Annotated in this window: 5 protein-coding genes; 3 read left to right on the top strand and 2 right to left on the bottom strand. The window is 73.8% G+C overall.

The annotated features are described in order from the left end of the window. Positions 1–37: 37 nt before the first annotated feature. On the bottom strand, positions 38–814 hold the full coding sequence (locus tag IE241_RS01725; protein WP_190019752.1) for a thioesterase II family protein: 777 nt from the start codon (positions 812–814) through the stop codon (positions 38–40). A gap of 227 nt (positions 815–1,041) precedes the next feature. Between IE241_RS01725 and IE241_RS01720 the strand changes: the two genes are divergently transcribed. Beyond that, entirely contained in the window at positions 1,042–2,085 is a 1,044-nt protein-coding gene (locus IE241_RS01720) for a diiron oxygenase (protein ID WP_190019751.1), read from the top strand. Positions 2,086–2,321: 236 nt separating this feature from the next. On the opposite strand, the gene IE241_RS01715 is transcribed toward IE241_RS01720, so the two are convergent. Then, the gene (locus IE241_RS01715) at positions 2,322–3,953 is read right to left on the bottom strand and encodes an AMP-binding protein (protein WP_190019750.1); all 1,632 of its coding nucleotides are present in this window, start codon (positions 3,951–3,953) and stop codon (positions 2,322–2,324) included. A 237-nt stretch (positions 3,954–4,190) separates the two neighbouring features. Between IE241_RS01715 and IE241_RS01710 the strand changes: the two genes are divergently transcribed. Both IE241_RS01710 and IE241_RS01705 read left to right on the top strand, forming a co-directional pair. Further along, positions 4,191–10,631: a non-ribosomal peptide synthetase gene (locus IE241_RS01710; RefSeq protein WP_190019749.1), complete on the top strand. Its 6,441-nt coding sequence runs from the start codon at positions 4,191–4,193 to the stop codon at positions 10,629–10,631. Continuing rightward, a complete protein-coding gene (locus IE241_RS01705; RefSeq protein ID WP_190019748.1) occupies positions 10,628–17,224 on the top strand; it encodes a non-ribosomal peptide synthetase in 6,597 nt (2,198 codons plus the stop codon). Before IE241_RS01710 ends, IE241_RS01705 begins: the two co-directional genes overlap by 4 nt. Positions 17,225–17,363 lie beyond the last annotated feature (139 nt).

Here is a 17,363-nt window from a genome sequence, read left to right as displayed (position 1 = left end):
CCGCTGCCGGGCCGGGGAACCGTGCGGCTCCCGGCGGTCAGCCGAGCGTCGTGGTCAGGGCGCCGAGCACGGCCGGAGCACCGGTGAAGAGGTAGTCGTGCCCGCCGGGCAGCAGCCGGGTGGTGAACTCGCCCGCGGCACAGGCGCGCCAGGCCTCCAGGTGGGCCCCGCTCACCAGCGGGTCGCCGGCGCCTCCGAAGGCGTGCAGCGGGCAGCCGACCGGCTCCGGCTCGACGGGCGGGTACGCCTCCGCGAGGGCGAGGTCGCGGCGGACGGCGTCCAGCGCGTACCGCAGGTACTGCGGGTAGCGCGTCATGGTGGGCGGCATGCCGCCGAACCCGTCCAGCCAGTCGAGCAGGCCGCGGTCGTCCAGGTGCGAGACCCGGGTGCGTACGGGCGTGAACGGCGCCCGGGACGCGGACACCAGAAGCGCCCGGGGCGGCGGCAGACCACGCCGGCGGATGCGGACGACGAGCTCGTAGCAGACGAGCGCACCGAAGCTGTGGCCGAAGAACGCGTACGGCAGGTCGAACTCCTCCGAGATGCCGTCGAGCACGGCGTCGGCCAGTGCTTCGACGCTGTCCGGCAGGGGTTCGCCGCCGCGCGCTCCGCGGCCGGGCAGCTCCACGGTCGCCAGTTCGACGCCGGGCGGCGCTGCGAGGCGCCAGGGCGCGAACGAGGCCGCGCTGCCGCCCGCCTGCGGCAGGCAGAACAGCCGCAGCCGGGGGCGGGGCGGGGCCACCCGGCCGACGATCCACGGGTTCTCCGCACGGCGCACCGGCGCGCTCTCGGTACAGCTGGGGTGTGCGTGCATCCCGCTCCTTCTGTGGGCCCGCCCCTTCCGCGGGCGGCAGCCAGTGCCGCCCATCGTGCGGTGGCGGCGGAGCCCGGACCAGGCACGCGGACCGGCAACCGCGCTGCCGCCGAGTTGCCCCGCCACTGCCTGGAGAGCGGCTCCGCGGCGCGCCGAGAATCATGGGCGACAGTGCTGTGCCGGGCCCGGCCGCCGGGTTCCGGGACCGAGAGATGGAGCTCAAGCAGATGACCGCTGGTCCTGACGAGCCGTCCGGTACGACCGCTGCCGGTGACGAGACCACACGGACGCTCTTCACCCTCGACGCGGTCAAGGCCGAGCTGATGGACGTCGACGCGATGTTCCGGGCCTGTATGAACTGGAACTACGGGCACCGCGACAGCCGCGTGTGGAGCCTGTACGAGAAGAACAAGATCTCGCAGTGGAACGCCACCACCGACATCGACTGGGACCACGACGTCCGGTTCGGGGCCGAGCTGTCGGAGGAGAACGGCGCGAGGCTCGCGTCCTTCGTCGTGGGCGAGGGCAGCCCGGTGCCCCGCGAGCTGCTGAACCGCTTCCGCTGGGAGTACCAGTCGTGGATGGTCAGCCAGTTCCTGCACGGTGAGCAGGGCGCGCTGGTGACCACCGCCCGGCTGGTCGAGACCGTGCCCGACATCGACGCCAAGGTGTACGCCGCCGCGCAGGTCGCCGACGAGGCCCGGCACGTCGAGGCGTTCGCGCGCTACGTCGACGAGAAGCTGCAGGACTCGTACCCGATCAACCCGGGGCTCAGGACGCTGCTGCACGATCTGCTGTCGGCGTCCGACTGGGACATCGTCTACCTCGGCATGCAGGTGGTCGTGGAGGGCCTGGCGATCACCGCGGCCCGGCTCGCGAGCAGCGGCTTCGGCGACCCGGTGATCCGGCAGATCACCAGGATGGTCGCGGTCGACGAGGCCCGGCACATCGCGTTCGGCGTCACCGCGCTGGGCGGCATGTACCAGGAGGCGTCCACCGCCGAGCTGCGGGAGCGCGAGGACTTCCTGATGGAGGCGATCCATCTGATGTCCCGCCGCTTCCTGCTGCGGGAGATCTGGGAACGGATGGAGCTGGACGTCCCGCTGGGGCTGCACTTCGCCCGCACCAACCCGATGATGACCGCCTACCGGCAGCTGTTGTTCCAGCAGGTCATCCATGTGCTGCGGCAGCTGGGCCTGCTCTCCGACCGGATCCGCGAACTGCTGCTCGCGGAGGCGCTGGCGCGCCCCGAGTCGCTGCGGACCCGCTGAGCCGCCCACGGCTGCGCCGCCCGGCGGCGGGAAAGCGGTCCGGACCCGCCGGCCTCCGACGGCCGGGCGGTCCGGGCCGCCTTTTCCGTATGCGCGGATCCGGCGGGCCCGTATCCGGATGCCCCTTATCCGGCGGCCCTTATCCGGTGCGACTCATCCGGTGCGACTCATCCGGTGCGACCGGTACGCGAAAGGCACGCCTCGCCGTACGAGGCGTGCCCTGCGCGGCCGCGGACTCAGTCCGCCGTGAGCGGCTTCGTGAGCTCGGCGAACCCCCCGGCGCACAGCGTGGACCAGATGACCCGCCGCCGGGGCTTGCCGCTGGAGGTGGTGGCGATGCCGCCGCGGGGCAGTTCGACCGACAGCAGCTCCGCGTCACCGAGCCACTCGGCCAGCACCTCGTGGGCGACGGCCCGCCAGCCGGGCTTCACCTCGCCGAAGACGGCCGCCCCGGTCGGCACCCCGTCGCGGACGCCGAGCAGGACGGCGATCCGGCGCTCGGGGATGCCCCGCTGGTGCAGCATGGTCTCCAGGCTCTCGGCGAAGACCATCCGGCCGTTGACCTTGAGACCGTCGCCGAGGCGGCCGATGACGAACAGCTGCCCGTCGTCCATGAAGCCCGCGTCCCCGGTCTTGAGCCCCTCCTCGGCCAGGCTCGTACCGGAGGCGGATCCGGGGTCGCCGACGTAGCCGTCGGCGATGGACACGCCGGTGACCACGATCTCGCCGACCCGGCGGTCCGGGAGCTCCTCGCCGTCCTCCGAGACGATCTTCACCGTCCGTCCCTCCAGCGGGCGGCCGCAGCCGACGATGGGCGTCGCCCCGTCGCCCCCGTTCGTCTCGTCGTCCGGCGTCCCCACCACCCAGCCTTCGCGGGCGGGCAGGCCCGTGACCGCGAGGGTCGCCTCGGCGCCGCCGTACGCCGGCAGCAGGGCGTTGCGGTCGAAGCCGTGCGGCGCCAGCAGGGCGTGGAAGTCCTCCAGCACCTTCGGGTCGATCCGCTCCGCACCGATGATCAGGGAGCGCATCGAGTCGAAGCGCAGCCCCTCCAGGTCGGCGGGCTTGACCCGGCGCAGGATGTAGGCGAGGGCGAAGTTGGGCATGGCGCTCAGGCCGACGCCCCGCTCGCTGATGGCGCGCAGGTACCGCATCGGGGTGCGGATGAACCCGTCCGGCTGCATCATCCAGCCGTCGCAGCCGGTGACGACGAAGTTCAGCAGACAGCCGATGAGGCCCATGTCGTGGTGGACCGGCAGCCAGCTGCTGCCGGGGTACTCCGGCTTCCACTCCAGCCAGCGCCGCATTCCGGTGAGGTTGTCCCGCAGGGCCTGGGCGGAGATCCGCACCCCGCGCGAGAAGCCGCTCGACCCCGAGGTGAACTGCAGCAGCGCGATCTCCGGCAGCGGCAGCGGACGCGGCAGCGGCTCGACGCCCTCGACGAACGCGTCGAAGACCACCGGCTCGTCGAGGCCCTGCGCGGCGGTGACCTTGCGGATCCGCTCCAGGGACTCGTCGTCGCAGAGGGTGAGGCGCGGTGCCGCGGTCTCGAAGAGGCGGCCGACGTGCTTCTCGTAGTCGTCGGCCCGCTGGAAGGCGAACGGCGGGGCGATGGAACAGGGTGTCGCGCCCGCGGCCAGGGCGCCGAAGAACCCGGCGACGAACCCCGGGCTGGACCGCTGGACCAGGCTCACCACATCGCCGGGGCGGACCCCTTCGGCGACGAGCGCGCCGGCCGTCCTCAGCACCAGATCGGCCAGGTCGCGATAGGACCAAAAGTCCCAGCCCTCCTCGCCGTTCGCGTAGTACAGGCCGCGCCCGGTGGACGCATCGTCGAGCCACTCGAGCAGACCCCGGTCTGGAATGTGCAACGTCCTCGTCCTCTCCGGCTTTCCACGGCACGTCTTCTCACGGCGCATCGTCGCCGCGCCCCGCCGGGGGCGGCCAGGCAAACGGCCGGTAACTCGGCAGGATCCCGGCGGCAGTTCCACCAGCAACTGCGATTGCCGGTCATTTGCCTGGCGACGGCCCGAGCGGGCGATGCAGCATCGCCGCGTAGCTTGAGCTTTCGGCTCATCGGAATGCTCCGGGAGAGCGGTTACCACCTCATGACTTCATGCGATGCCGACAACGGCCTGCTTCCGCTGACCGCTGCCCAGCGGGGGGTGTTCTTCGCCCAGCGGCTCGACCCCGGCAACGCCGCCTACAACACGGTGGTCGTCATGGAGATCCGGGGCCCGGTGGACGGGGGACTCCTGAGCCGGGCGGTGCGCCGGGCCGAGGGCGAGAGCGGGAGCTTCGACGTCGAGCTGGTGGAACGGCCCGACGGCCTGTACCAGCGGCCGGTGGCGCCGGGCTGCTCGGCCTGGCACGAGATCGACTTCAGCGGCGGGCCGGACCCGGCCGCCGCGGCCCGGGCCTGGCTGGACCGCGACCGCGCCACCACGGCCGACCTGCTGACGGGCGTGCTGTCCGCCCAGGCGCTGCTGCGCCTCGGCACCGACCACTACCTGTGGTACCAGCGCAGTCACCACATCCTCTCCGACGGCTTCGGCTCGGTCCTGCACACCCGCCGGATCGCCGAGGTCTACGAGGCGCTGGCCGCGGGGACCGAACCGGCGGGCGAGCCGCTGGGCCGGCTCGAAGCGCTGCTGGAGGACGAGGCGGCCTACCGCGCCTCCGACGACTACACCGTGGACCGGGCGTACTGGAACGGCCGGTTCACCGACCGGGCGGAGACCGCCAGCCTGGCGCCGGGGACGCCGACGAGCGCCGCGGGCCTGGCGATCACCGCGACGACGGAGCTGCCGGAGAGCGAGACGCGGGCGCTGCACGCCGCGGGCCGGGAGGCCCGCACCCCGTGGTCGGTGGCGCTGCTGGCGGCGGTCGCCGCCTATCTGCACGGGATGACCGGCGCCGAAGACCTGACCATCGGCGTCCCGGTCACCGCGCGGCTCGGCGCGCAGTCCCGCAACGTACCCGGCATGGTGTCGAACACGCTGCCGCTGCGGCTTCACGTCGACCCGGCGGCCGGGCGCACGGGCCTGCTCCGGCAGGTCGCGGCGCGCCTCGGCGAACTCCTCACCCACCAGCGCTATCCGTACGACGAGCTCCGGCGCGACCTGCGGCTCCTCGGCACGAACGAGCAGCTGTTCGGCACGGTGGTCAACATCATGCCGTCGGGCGTCGAGACCGCGTTCGCCGGTCATGACGCCGTGATGACCACGCTCGCCGGAGGGCCCGTATCCGACCTGAGCATCACCTGCCATCCCGGGCCGGGCGGCCGGGGGCTGCGGATCGACTTCGAGGCGTCCCCCGACCGCTACAGCGCCGCGGAACTGGCAGCGCACCAGCGCCGGTTCACCGGCTTCCTCACCCGGTTCCTCGCCGCCCCCGCCGGGCTCCCGCTCGCCCGGACGGACATCCTGACGGCGGACGAACGCCGCACGGTGCTGGCCGCGGGCCGGACCCCGGAGCTCGCCGGGCCGGTCGCCGCACGGACCTGGCCGGAGATGTTCGAGGAGCAGGTCCGCCGGACACCGCACCGGCCCGCCGTGGTGTCCCCCGCCGGCTCCGTCGACTACGCGGCGCTCAACGCCCGCGCGAACCGGCTGGCCAGGGCCCTGGTCGAGCGGGGCGCCGCGCCCGAGCGCCTGGTGGCCGTCGCCCTGCCCCGCGGCCCGGCCGCGCTGACCGCCGTCATCGCGGTCATGAAGTCGGGCGCGGCCTACCTCCCGGTCGACCTCGCCTACCCCCGGGCGCGCATCACCGCCATGCTCGACGACACCGCCCCGCTGCTCCTGCTGACGACCCGTGCGGCCGACGACGCGACGCTGGCACCGGCGGTGCCACGGCTGTACCTGGACGACGCGGACAGCCCCGCCGGCTCCCCTTTCCCGGAGCTGCCCGGCACCGACCTCGACGACCGCGAGCGCCGTACGCCGCTGCTCCCGGCCCACCCGGCCTACGTCATCTACACCTCCGGATCGACCGGCCGCCCCAAGGGCGTCGTCGTCCCGCACACGGGCCTCGCCGCGCTGGTGGAGTTCCAAAGGCACCTCCTGCCCCTGACGCCGGACACCCGCGTGCTGCAGTTCGCGTCGCCGAGCTTCGACGCGTCGGTGTGGGAGCTGTGCACGGCCCTGCTCACCGGCGCCGCCGCGGTCGTCGCCCCGGCCGAGCGGCTGACGCCCGGCGCGCAGCTGGCCGGCCTGGTGGCCGAGCTGGGCGTCACCTGCCTGTTGCTCGCGCCCTCCGCGCTCGCGGCCATGCCGCCGGGAGGGCTGCCGGAGGGCGTCAGCCTGGTCGTCGGCGCCGAGGCGTGCTCGCCCGACCTGGTCGAACGCTGGTCGGCGGAGCGGCACATGGTCAACGCCTACGGTCCCACCGAGTCGACGGTCATCGCCCTCCAGACCGGGCCGCTGTCCGGCCGGATCGTCCCTCCTCTGGGGACCACGACCCCCGGGACCAGGGTCCGGCTGCTCGACACCGCGCTGCGGCCGGTGCCGCCGGACGTCGCGGGCGAGGTCTACCTGAGCGGTGACGGGCTCGCCCGTGGCTACCTCGGCCGCCCGGGCGTCACCGCGGAACGGTTCGTCGCCGACCCCTTCGGCGCGCCCGGCTCACGCATGTACCGGACGGGCGACGTGGCCCGGTGGACCGCCGACGGCGGGCTGATGCTCCTGGGCCGCGCCGACCGCCAGGTCAAGGTACGGGGCTTCCGCATCGAACTCGGCGAGGTCGAGAGCGTCCTCGCACAGGCGCCGGGGTGCGGCACGGCCGCCGTCACGGTCCGCGAGGACCGGCCGGGGGTCAGGCAGCTCGTCGCCTACGTCGTCCCCGCCGCGGACGCCACGGCGGCGGACCTGCCGGACGCGGCCGGGCTGCGCCGCTTCGCCGCCCGGCGGCTGCCGGAGCACATGGTCCCGGCCGCCGTGGTGTTCCTGCCCGGCCTGCCGCTGACGCCGAGCGGCAAGCTGGACCACCGGGCCCTGCCCGCACCGGAGTACACCGGCTCCGGGCGCGGTGGCGCTCCCCGCGACGAGCGGGAGTCCCTGCTCTGCGCGCTCTTCGGTGAACTGCTCGGCGCGAGCGACGTGGGCGTCCACGACAGCTTCTTCGACCTGGGCGGTGATTCGATCACCGCGCTCCGGCTCGCCTCCCGGGCCACCGAGGCCGGGATCCCGCTCACCCCCCAGGCGGTGTTCACCCACAAGACGGTGTCGGAGATGTGCGCGCACGCCGGCGAGCTGCCGCCCGCGCCGGAGGCCGGCCGGGCCGCCGACGACGCGACGGAGCTCGTATCCCTGTCCGGGGACGAGCGCGCGCGGCTCGACGCCGCGTGGGCGGGCGCGGGCGGACTGGAGGACGTCCTGCCGCTGGCTCCCCTCCAGGAGGGCATGCTCTTCCACGCCCTGCTCGGCGACGGCGACAGCGACGGCAGCAGCAGCGGCGCCGACGTCTACACCGTGCAGAAGGTCTTCGGTCTCGAAGGCCCCCTCTCGGCCGGCGCCCTGCGCGAGGCGTGCCGGGCCCTCGTCCGGCGGCACTCCGCGCTGCGGGCCGCCTTCGTGCAGAACGACGCCGGCGAACCGCTCCAGCTCGTCGTCCGGGACGTCGAGGTCCCCGTACACGAACACGACCTGCGGGACCTGGCGCCCGGGGAGCGGGACCCCCGCCTGGCGGAGCTGCTCGCGCAGGACAAGCGCACCCGGTTCGACATGACGGCGCCGCCGCTGCTGCGCTTCTCCCTGATCCGGCTGGAGGAGGAGCGCCGCCTCCTGGTGATCTCGGCGCACCACATCCTGTTCGACGGATGGTCGCTGCCGCTGCTGCTGCGGGACCTGCTCGCGCTCCGCCACGGCGGCGCCGGGCTGCCGGAGCCCGTCCCCTTCCGCTCCTACCTCGCCTGGATCGCGGGCCGCGACCGGGCGGAGGCCGAGCGGGTCTGGCGCGAGGCGCTCGCCGACCTGGACGGGCCGACTCTGGTGGCGCCCGCCGGACCGGAGGCGGACGGCGCCCTGCCGCGGCTGCTGGTCACGGAGCTGCCCGAGGAGCTGACCAGCAGGCTGGGGCGGGCCGCCCGCGCCCGGGGCATCACCCTGAACACCGTCGTCCAGGGCGCCTGGGCACTGCTGCTGAACACGCTCACCGGCCGCACCGACGTCGTCTTCGGCAGCACCGTCTCCGGACGGCCGCCCCGGCTGCCGGGCGTCGACGAGATCGTCGGCATGGCCATGAACACCGTCCCGGTCCGGGTCCGCGTCGCGCCCGGCGAGCCGCTGGCCGGGCTGCTCGCCCGGATCCAGGACGAGCAGGTGGCCCTCGCCGGCCACCATCACCTCAGCCTTCCGGCACTGCACCGGCTGACCGGGCAGGCCGAACTCTTCGACACCTCCGTCGTCTTCGGGAACGCGCCGATCGACCGGGCGGAGATCGGCCGCCGGGCGAAGGACCTGCACATCACCGTCGAGGAGGCCGACCCCACCGGCGGCACGCACTACCCCGTCAGCCTCTCCGCCGTGCCGGGCGAACGGCTCCGGCTCGAACTGACCTACCGGGGCGTCCTGTTCACCGGCGAAGAAGCGGAGTGCTTCGTCTCCCTGCTGCGGCTCACCCTGGAAACCTTCGCCGCGGACCCCGACCGCCCCGTCGGCCGGATACCGCTGCTCACCGAAGCCGAGCGGCGGAGCCGGGTCCACCGCGGCGGCGGGGACGCCCCACGCGGCCACGCCCCGGCCACGCTTCCCGCGCTCTTCGCGGAGCAGGTGCGCCGCAGCCCGGACGCGGAGGCCGTGGTCTGCGACGGCCGGCGGATCGGATACGCCGAGCTGGACGCCCGCGCGGCCCGCCTGGCCTCGGTGCTGGCGGCCAAGGGCGCGCGCCCCGGGCAGATCGTCGCGGTCTCGCTGCGCCGGTCCGTCGACCTGTTCGTCGCCCTGCTCGCGACGCACCAGGCCGGCGCCGCCTACCTGCCGCTCGACCCGGAGTACCCGCAGGAGCGGACCGCACGCATGCTCGACGAGGCCCGGCCGGTGCTCCTCGTCGACGAGGAGTTCCTGGCATCGGCGGAAACGGCGGATGCGGCGGATGCGGCGGACGACACCGCCGGGCCGGCACCGGAGCTGCTGCCCGGGCACCCCGCGTACGTGGTGTACACCTCGGGCTCGACGGGACGGCCGAAGGGCATCGTCGTCACCCACGAGGGCATCACCAACTACCTGGCAGGCATGCAGGAACGGCATCCGCTCGCCGCCGGGGACCGGGTGCTGCAGCGCACGTCCCTCAGCTTCGACCCGTCGGTGTGGGAGATCTTCTGGCCGCTGCTGCACGGCGCCACCGTGGTCGTGGCCCGCCCCGACGGCGCGGAGGCCCCCGGCTATCTGCCCGGGCTGATCCGTGCGGAGCGGGTCACGGTGGCCCAGTTCGTACCCTCGACCCTGGAGGTGTTCCTGCGGGAGCCGGACGCCGACCGGTGCGACACCCTGAAGACGGTGTTCGTCGGGGGTGAGCAGCTGACCCAGGACCTGGCCGACCGCTTCCACGCCGCCGTCGGCGCGGAGCTGCACAACCAGTACGGACCCACCGAGGTCTCCGTCTACACCACGACCGGGCGCGCACGGCCCGGTGCGGACTCCCTGGCCGTCCCCGTCGGCACTCCGCTCGCCGGTCTGCGGGTGTATGTGCTGGACGGGTTCCTGCGGCCCGTACCCACCGGGGTCGTCGGCGAGATCTACATCGCCGGAGCCGGCGTCGCCCGCGGGTACCTGGGGCGCCCCGGCCTGACCGCCGAACGCTTCACCGCCGACCCCTTCACCGCGCCCGGCGGGCGCATGTACCGCACCGGCGACCTCGGCCGACGACGCCCCGACGGCACCGTCGAATACCACGGACGCTCCGACTTCCAGGTCAAAATACGCGGCCACCGCATCGAACTCGGCGAAATCGAAGCCGCCCTCGCCACCGACCCCACCGTCGGCCAGGCCGTCGTCACCACGACCCCCACCGCTGCCGGGGCGGGATCCGGCCGGCAGATCACGGCGTACGTCACCCCCGCGGCCTCCCACCGGCCGGACCCCGAAACCCTGCGCCGGAACCTGGCGCACGTCCTGCCGGACTACATGGTCCCCGCCGCGATCATCACGATCGACGTCTTCCCCCTCACTCCCAACGGCAAGGTCGACCGCCGCGCACTGCCTGCACCCGAGCACACCGCCACTCGCGCCTACCGCGCCCCCGGCACCGACCGCGAACGCACCCTCCACGCCGTCTTCACCGAAGTCCTCGGCCGCACCGACATCGGCATCGACGACAACTTCTTCGAACTCGGCGGAGACTCCATCGTCTCCATGCAACTCGCCGCCCGCGCCCACCGCGCCGGACTCACCCTCACCGCCAAGGACGTCTTCGTCCACAAAACCATCGCCCGCCTCGCACAAACCGCCCGCACCACCGACCCCCACACCGGTACGGCGAACACCGGCCCCCTGGTGCGGATCGATGCGGAAGAACTCGACGAGCTCGAAGCCCAGTGGGAGACATCACTGTGAGACAGACGTCCATCGAAGCGGTGCTGCCCCTCTCGCCGCTGCAGCAGGGCATCCTCTTCCACGCCCTTTACGACGGCGGAAGCGCCGACGGCGAACAGGTCGACTTCTACCACGTACAGACGCCTCTGGAGCTGGTCGGAGCGCTCGACGCCGGGGTGCTCCGCGCCTCCTGCGAAGCGCTGACGGCCCGTCATGCGAGCTTGCGGGCCGGGTTCCTGCGGCGCCGTTCGGGCGAGGCAGTCCAGGCCGTCGCCGCGACGGTCGAGACGCCGTGGGAGGAGATCGACCTGTCGGACTTCGGGCCGGACGAGCGCCGGGTGCGGCTGGCCCGGCTGCTGAGTGAGGACCGGGCACGGAACTTCGACATGGCGAAGCCGCCGCTGCTGCGGTTCACGCTGGTACGGCTCGCCGCCGACCGGCACGTCCTGGTGCTCACCAACCACCACATCATGCTGGACGGCTGGTCGCTGCCGCTGGTCATCGGGGACCTGTTCCGGATCTACCGGGACGGCGGCACGGCACGGAACCTGGAGCCGGCCGTCCCGTTCGCCGACTACCTCGGCTGGCTCGCGAACCAGGACCGGGAGGAAGCCGAACGGGCCTGGCAGGCCGCGCTGCGCGGGGTCGACGGCGCGACGCTGGTGGCGGTGGCGGACGCAGCGGAGACCGGTGCCTCCGGCCGGGGGCAGCGGCGCCTGGTCGCGGAGCTGCCCGAGGCCGTCACGGCGCGGATCACCGCCGCGGCCCGCGACCGCGAACTCACCACCAACACCCTGGTCCAGGCCGCCTGGGCCCTGCTGCTGACCGAGCTGACCGGACGGCGGGACGTCGTCTTCGGCAATACCGTCGCGGGACGGCCGCCGGAGCTGCCCGGCAGCGAGCGTGTGGTCGGACTGATGCTCAACACCGTGCCCGCCCGCGTGCTGGTCGACCCCGCCGAGCCGGTGGCGGACCTGCTGGCCCGGATCCAGCGCGAGCAGCTGGACCTGATGGGACACCAGTACCTCGGCCTCGTGGACATCCACCGCGCCGCCGGGGTCACCGAACTCTTCGACACGACCGTCGCCTTCGAGAACTTCCCCGTCGAAGCGTCCCTCCAGGGGGCCGAGGTCGCAGGGCTCTCCGTCAGCGTGCTGCGGGACGCCGTCGAGGAGCCACCGGAGGGAACGCACTACGCGCTGAGTCTCGCCGTCTACCCCGGCGAACGGCTCCGTCTCGAACTCAACTACCGCGTGGACGCCTTCCGCGGCGAAGCTGCGGCCGGTGTCCTGCAGCGGATGTGCGGCCTGCTGGAGGACGTCGCGGCGCAGCCAGGCCTGCCCGTGGGCCGGCTTCCCTCGCGTTCCCCGGCCGAGACGCAGGAGATGCTGCGGGTGGCGAGCGGCCGGACCGTCGCGCACCCGCCCCGGACCCTGCCCGACCTGTTCGAGGCACAGGTCCGGGCGACACCCCACGCGGTCGCCGTCGTCGACAGCACGACGACCGGCCTGACCTTCGAGCGGCTCAACGCGGACGCCAACCGGCTCGCCCGGCTGCTCGTCGCCCGGGGTGCGGGACCCGGCCGGCTCGTCGCGGTGGCCCTGCCCCGTACCGCCGACGCCGTGGTGGCGATCCTGGCGGTCCTCAAGTCCGGTGCCACGTACCTGCCGCTCGACGCCGGGCACCCCGCGGCGCGTATCGCGGAGATCTGCGCGGAGGCCGGGCCCGTCCTCGCCCTGACCGCCGCCGCGACCGCGCACCTCGTCCCCGAAGACGTACCGGCGCTGCAGACCGGCACGGCCGTAGCGGACGGGGACGCCGCGGACCTCGCCGACGCGGACTTCACCGACGAAGACCTCACCGACGAGGACCGCACCCGCGCGCTGCTCCCCGCCGACCTCGCCTATGTGATCTACACGTCCGGGTCCAGCGGCCGCCCCAAGGGGGTCGCCGTGGAGCACCGCAACCTGGTCAACATGTTCCACAGCCACCGGGCGAACTTCTTCGAGCCCGAGCGGGCACGGGCGGGCGGGCGGCCGCTGAGGGCCGCGCTGACCAACTCCCTGGGCTTCGACGCCTCCTGGAGTCAGCTGCTGTGGATGGTCGGCGGGCACGAACTGCACATCGTCGACGACACCGTCCGCAAGGACGCCCTGGCGCTGGTCGGCCACGCGACGGACGCGGAGATCGACGTCATCGACACCACGCCGTCGGTCGCCCGGCAGATGCTGGCGGCGGGCATGTTCGAGGCGGTGGCGGGGCGGCACCGGGTGAGCGTCCTCGCGCTGGGCGGCGAGGAGGTCGGCGACGACCTGTGGACCGCGCTGCACGAGGTCCCGGGCCTGTCGGTCTACAACCTCTACGGGCCCGCCGAGTGCACGGTCGACGCGATGATCTGCCGTAACGACGGGTCCGCCCGGCCGTCCATCGGCACTCCCGCCGACAACACACGGGTGTATGTGCTGGACGGGTTCCTGCGGCCCGTACCCACCGGAGTCGTCGGCGAGATCTACATCGCCGGGACCGGTGTCGCCCGCGGGTACCTGGGGCGCCCCGGCCTGACCGCCGAACGCTTCACCGCCGACCCCTTCGCCGACCCCTTCGCCGCCCCCGGCTCGCGCATGTACCGCACCGGCGACCTCGGCCGACGACGTCCCGACGGCACCGTCGAATACCACGGACGCTCCGACTTCCAGGTCAAAATACGCGGCCACCGCATCGAACTCGGCGAAATCGAAGCCGCCCTCGCCACCGACCCCACCGTCGGCCAGGCCGTCGTCACCACGGTCAACGCCGGCACCAGTCAGCAGATCGCCGCATACGTCACTCCCGTATCCCCCCACCGGCAACCCGACCCCGAAACCCTGCGCCGGCACCTCACCCACGCCCTGCCGGACTACATGGTCCCCGCCACCATCACCACACTCGACGTCTTCCCCCTCACCCCCAACGGCAAGGTCGACCGCCGCGCACTCCCCGACCCCGACTACTCCCCCACCCGCGCCTACCGCGCCCCCGGCACCGACCGCGAACGCACCCTCCACGCCGTCTTCACCGAAGTCCTCGGCCGCACCGACATCGGCATCGACGACAACTTCTTCGAACTCGGCGGAGACTCCATCGTCTCCATGCAACTCGCCGCCCGCGCCCACCGCGCCGGACTCACCCTCACCGCCAAGGACGTCTTCGTCCACAAAACCATCGCCCGCCTCGCACAAACCGCCCGCACCACCGACCCCCACACCGGAACACAGGTCCCTGCAGCGCCCGCCGCCGGGCAGCTGGTCCCCCTCGGCGACGCCGAACGGGCCGGGCTCGCCGCCGCGCACGGGCACCGGGTCGCGGACGTGTGGCCGCTGACGCCGCTCCAGCAGGGCATGCACTTCCATGCGCTGCTGTCCCCGGAAGGCGCCGACGTCTACACCACGCAGCGGCCCCTGCGACTCACCGGCTCCCTCTCACCGGCCGTGCTGCGCAAGGCGTTCGACGCCCTCCTCGCCCGCCACGCCCCGCTGCGCGTCTCCTTCACGTCGCTGACGTCGGGCCGCCCGGTCCAGGTCGTGCACGAGGGCGTGCGGGTGCCGTGGCAGGAGATCGACCTGTCCGCTCTGGAGGAGGACGCACGCGAAGCCCGGCTGGCCCGCCTCATGGACGAGGACCGGGCGCGCCGCTTCGACACCGCCGAGCCGCCGCTGCTGCGGGTGACGCTGGTCCGGCTCGCGCCCGGCGACCACCTGCTCCTCGTGACCCACCACCATCTGCTGCTGGACGGCTGGTCGCTGCCGCTGGTCTTCCGTGACCTGTTCGCCCTCTACGCCCGCGGCGGCACCGACGGGGCCCGTGGGCCGGTGCCGTTCGCCGGCTTCCTCGACTGGCTCGGCCGCCAGGACGACGCGCAGGCCGTGAAGGCGTGGGCGGAGGCGCTGGCGGGGCTCGACGAGCCGGCCCTGGTCGCACCGGGCGCCGACGCCGCCGCCGCGACCGTGCCGGGGCTGGTGGCGGAACGTCTCGGCGCCGGGGCGACGGCGGAGCTCTCCGCCGCGGCGCGGGAGAGCGGTCTGACGCTCAACACCCTGATCCAGGGGGCCTGGGCGATGACGCTGGGTCAGCTGCTGGGCCGGGACGACGTCGTGTTCGGCGCGACGGTCGCGGGCCGGCCGCCGGAGCTGCCCGGGGCGGACGAGATCGTGGGCCTGCTGATGAACACCGTCGCGGTCCGGGTACGGATCGATCAGGGGCGGCCCCTGGGCGACGTCCTGGCCGATCTCCAGGCCCGGCAGGCCGAGCTGGGCCCGTACCACCGCCTCGGTCTCGCCGAGGTGCAGCGGATCGCGGGGCTGGGCGAGCTGTTCGACACCGTCGTGGGGTTCGAGAACACCCCCGTCGACGCGGCCGCGGTCCAGGAGCAGGTCCCGGGCCTGCGGATCTCCGTGGACGACCGGCCCGCCCCCGGCGCCACCCACTACCCGCTCAGCCTGGTCGTGGTGCCCGGCGAGCGGCTGAGCCTGGAGCTCAACTACCGCAAGGACCTGTTCACCGCCGAGGCGGCCGGCGCCCTGCTCGGCCGTGTCCGCACGGTCCTCGCCGCCTTCGTCACGGACCCGGCGGTGCCGTGCGGCCGCGTCGGCCTGCTCACGCCGGAGGAGCGCGGACTGCTGCTCAAGGCCGCCGGAGGACCGGCCCGTGACCTGCCGGAGACGACCCTCCCCGCGCTGTTCGAGGAGCAGGCACGCGTCCGGCCCGGCGCCGTCGCGGTGTACGACGGCGGGCCGGAGGTCCGCTACGGCGACCTCAACGCGCAGGCCAACCGGCTGGCCCGGGTCCTGGTGTCCCAGGGCATCGGCCCGGAGAGCGTCGTCGCGGTCGCGATGCCGAAGTCGGCCCGGTCCGTTCTCGCGGTCCTGGCCGTCCTCAAGGCGGGTGCCGCCTATCTGCCGCTGGACCTCGGGTATCCGCAGGAGCGGCTGCGATACGTCATCGGCGACGCACGTCCCGATCTCGTCCTCACCACGGCCGGGGCGGCGACGGCCCTGGCCGCGGCGGGCGCCGGGCCGATCCGGTGCCTGGACGGCCCCGCACCGACCGCCGACGGTTCCGCACCGGCCGCCGACGGCGCCGCCGGACTGCTCGGGGCAATGGCGGCGGAGGCCGCGGGACTGTCCGGGGCGGACCTGACCGACGACGACCGGGTGACACCGCTGCGGCCGGGGAACACCGCCTATCTGATCTACACCTCGGGGTCGACCGGCCGCCCCAAGGGAGTGCTGGTGTCCCACCGCGGCGTCGCCTCCCTGGTCGCCCAGCAGCGCGCCGGACTCGCCCTCCGCGCCGACGAGCGCGTACTGCTGTTCGCCTCGCCGAGCTTCGACGCCTCGGTGTGGGAGCTGTGCACCGCGTTGCTGACCGGCGGGAGCGCGGTCACCGCGCCCGCCGACGAACTGCTGCCCGGGCCCGCGCTCGCACGCACGGTGAAGCGCATGGGGGTGACGACGCTGCTGCTCCCGCCGTCCTCCCTCGCCGTCATGCCCGAAGACGGCCTGCCGCCGGGCGTCACCCTGGTCGTGGGCGGCGAGGCCTGCCCGCCCGACCTCGTCGAACGCTGGTCCGCCGGGCGGCGCATGGTCAACGCCTACGGGCCGACCGAGGCGACCGTCATGGCGACGATGAGCGGACCGCTGTCGGGCCGGGTCAGCCCGCCCCTGGGCGAACCGGTCGTCAACGCCCGCGTGTACCTGCTGGACGGAGCGCTGCGTCCGGTGCCGGACGGAGCGCCCGGCGAGCTGTATCTGGCGGGCGACGGGCTCGCGCGCGGCTACCTCCGCCGCGCCGGGCTCACCGCGGAACGCTTCGTGGCCGACCCGTTCGGCCCGGCGGGCTCCCGGATGTACCGCTCCGGCGACGTCGCACGCCGCACCCCGCACGGGACGCTGGAGTACCTGGGCCGGACCGACCAGCAGGTCAAGGTGCGCGGCTTCCGCATCGAGCCGGGTGAGATCGAGGCGGTGCTGACCGAGGACGAGTCGGTGGCCCGGGCGGCCGTGATCGTCCGGGAGGACGGGCCCGGCCGGCGGCTGGTGGCGTACGCGGTCCCGGCGGCGGGTGCGCGGCCGGACCCGGCGCAGCTGCGCGCCCGGATCGCCGGCGCCCTGCCCGAGTACATGGTCCCCACCGCCGTCGTCCTCCTCGAACGGCTGCCGGTGACGCCGAGCGGAAAGCTCGACCGGGGTGCGCTTCCCGCACCGGACCTCGAGGGCGCCCGGGAGAGCAGGGCACCCCGCACCGAGCGCGAGGAGCTGTGGTGCGCGCTGTTCTCCAAGGCACTCGGACTGGAGCGGATCGGCGCCGACGACAGCTTCTTCGACCTCGGCGGCGACTCGATCATCTCGATCGAGCTGGTCACCCTGGCCCGCGCCGAGGGTCTGGACGTCACGCCGCGCGAGGTGTTCACCCACAAGACCGTGGCGGCGCTCGCGGCCGTGGTGCAGGACCTCGCCCCGGAACCGGTCGCCGAAGCGGGCGGTGCGGCGGGTGCGGCCGGTGCCGAGGAGCCGCTGATCACTCTGGACCCGGACGAGTTCGCCGAGTTCGCCGAGGGCTGGCGCGATCCGTCGTGAGCATCCGCCCGAACCGCTGAATCGCTGAACCTCCGTACCCCTGAATCACTCAACCGCTGAATCGCTGTACCGCTGGATCAGCCCGGCCGGGACCCTGCCCGGCCGTCCAGTAGGGCACCACCACGCGGCCCGGCCCCCT

The organism is Streptomyces hiroshimensis (assembly GCF_014650335.1).
GTDB classification, from domain to species: domain Bacteria; phylum Actinomycetota; class Actinomycetes; order Streptomycetales; family Streptomycetaceae; genus Streptomyces; species Streptomyces hiroshimensis.
The sequence above is the reverse complement of the archived record's forward strand: the minus strand, read 5'-3'. Positions and strand labels throughout refer to the sequence as shown.

What these genes read in the sequence shown, in the direction of transcription:
- IE241_RS01725 (WP_190019752.1), bottom strand. Translation starts at nt 814, where the DNA reads ATGCACGCACACCCCAGCTGTACCGAGAGCGCGCCGGTGCGCCGTGCG.
- IE241_RS01720 (WP_190019751.1), top strand. Translation starts at nt 1,042, where the DNA reads ATGACCGCTGGTCCTGACGAGCCGTCCGGTACGACCGCTGCCGGTGAC.
- IE241_RS01710 (WP_190019749.1), top strand. Translation starts at nt 4,191, where the DNA reads ATGACTTCATGCGATGCCGACAACGGCCTGCTTCCGCTGACCGCTGCC.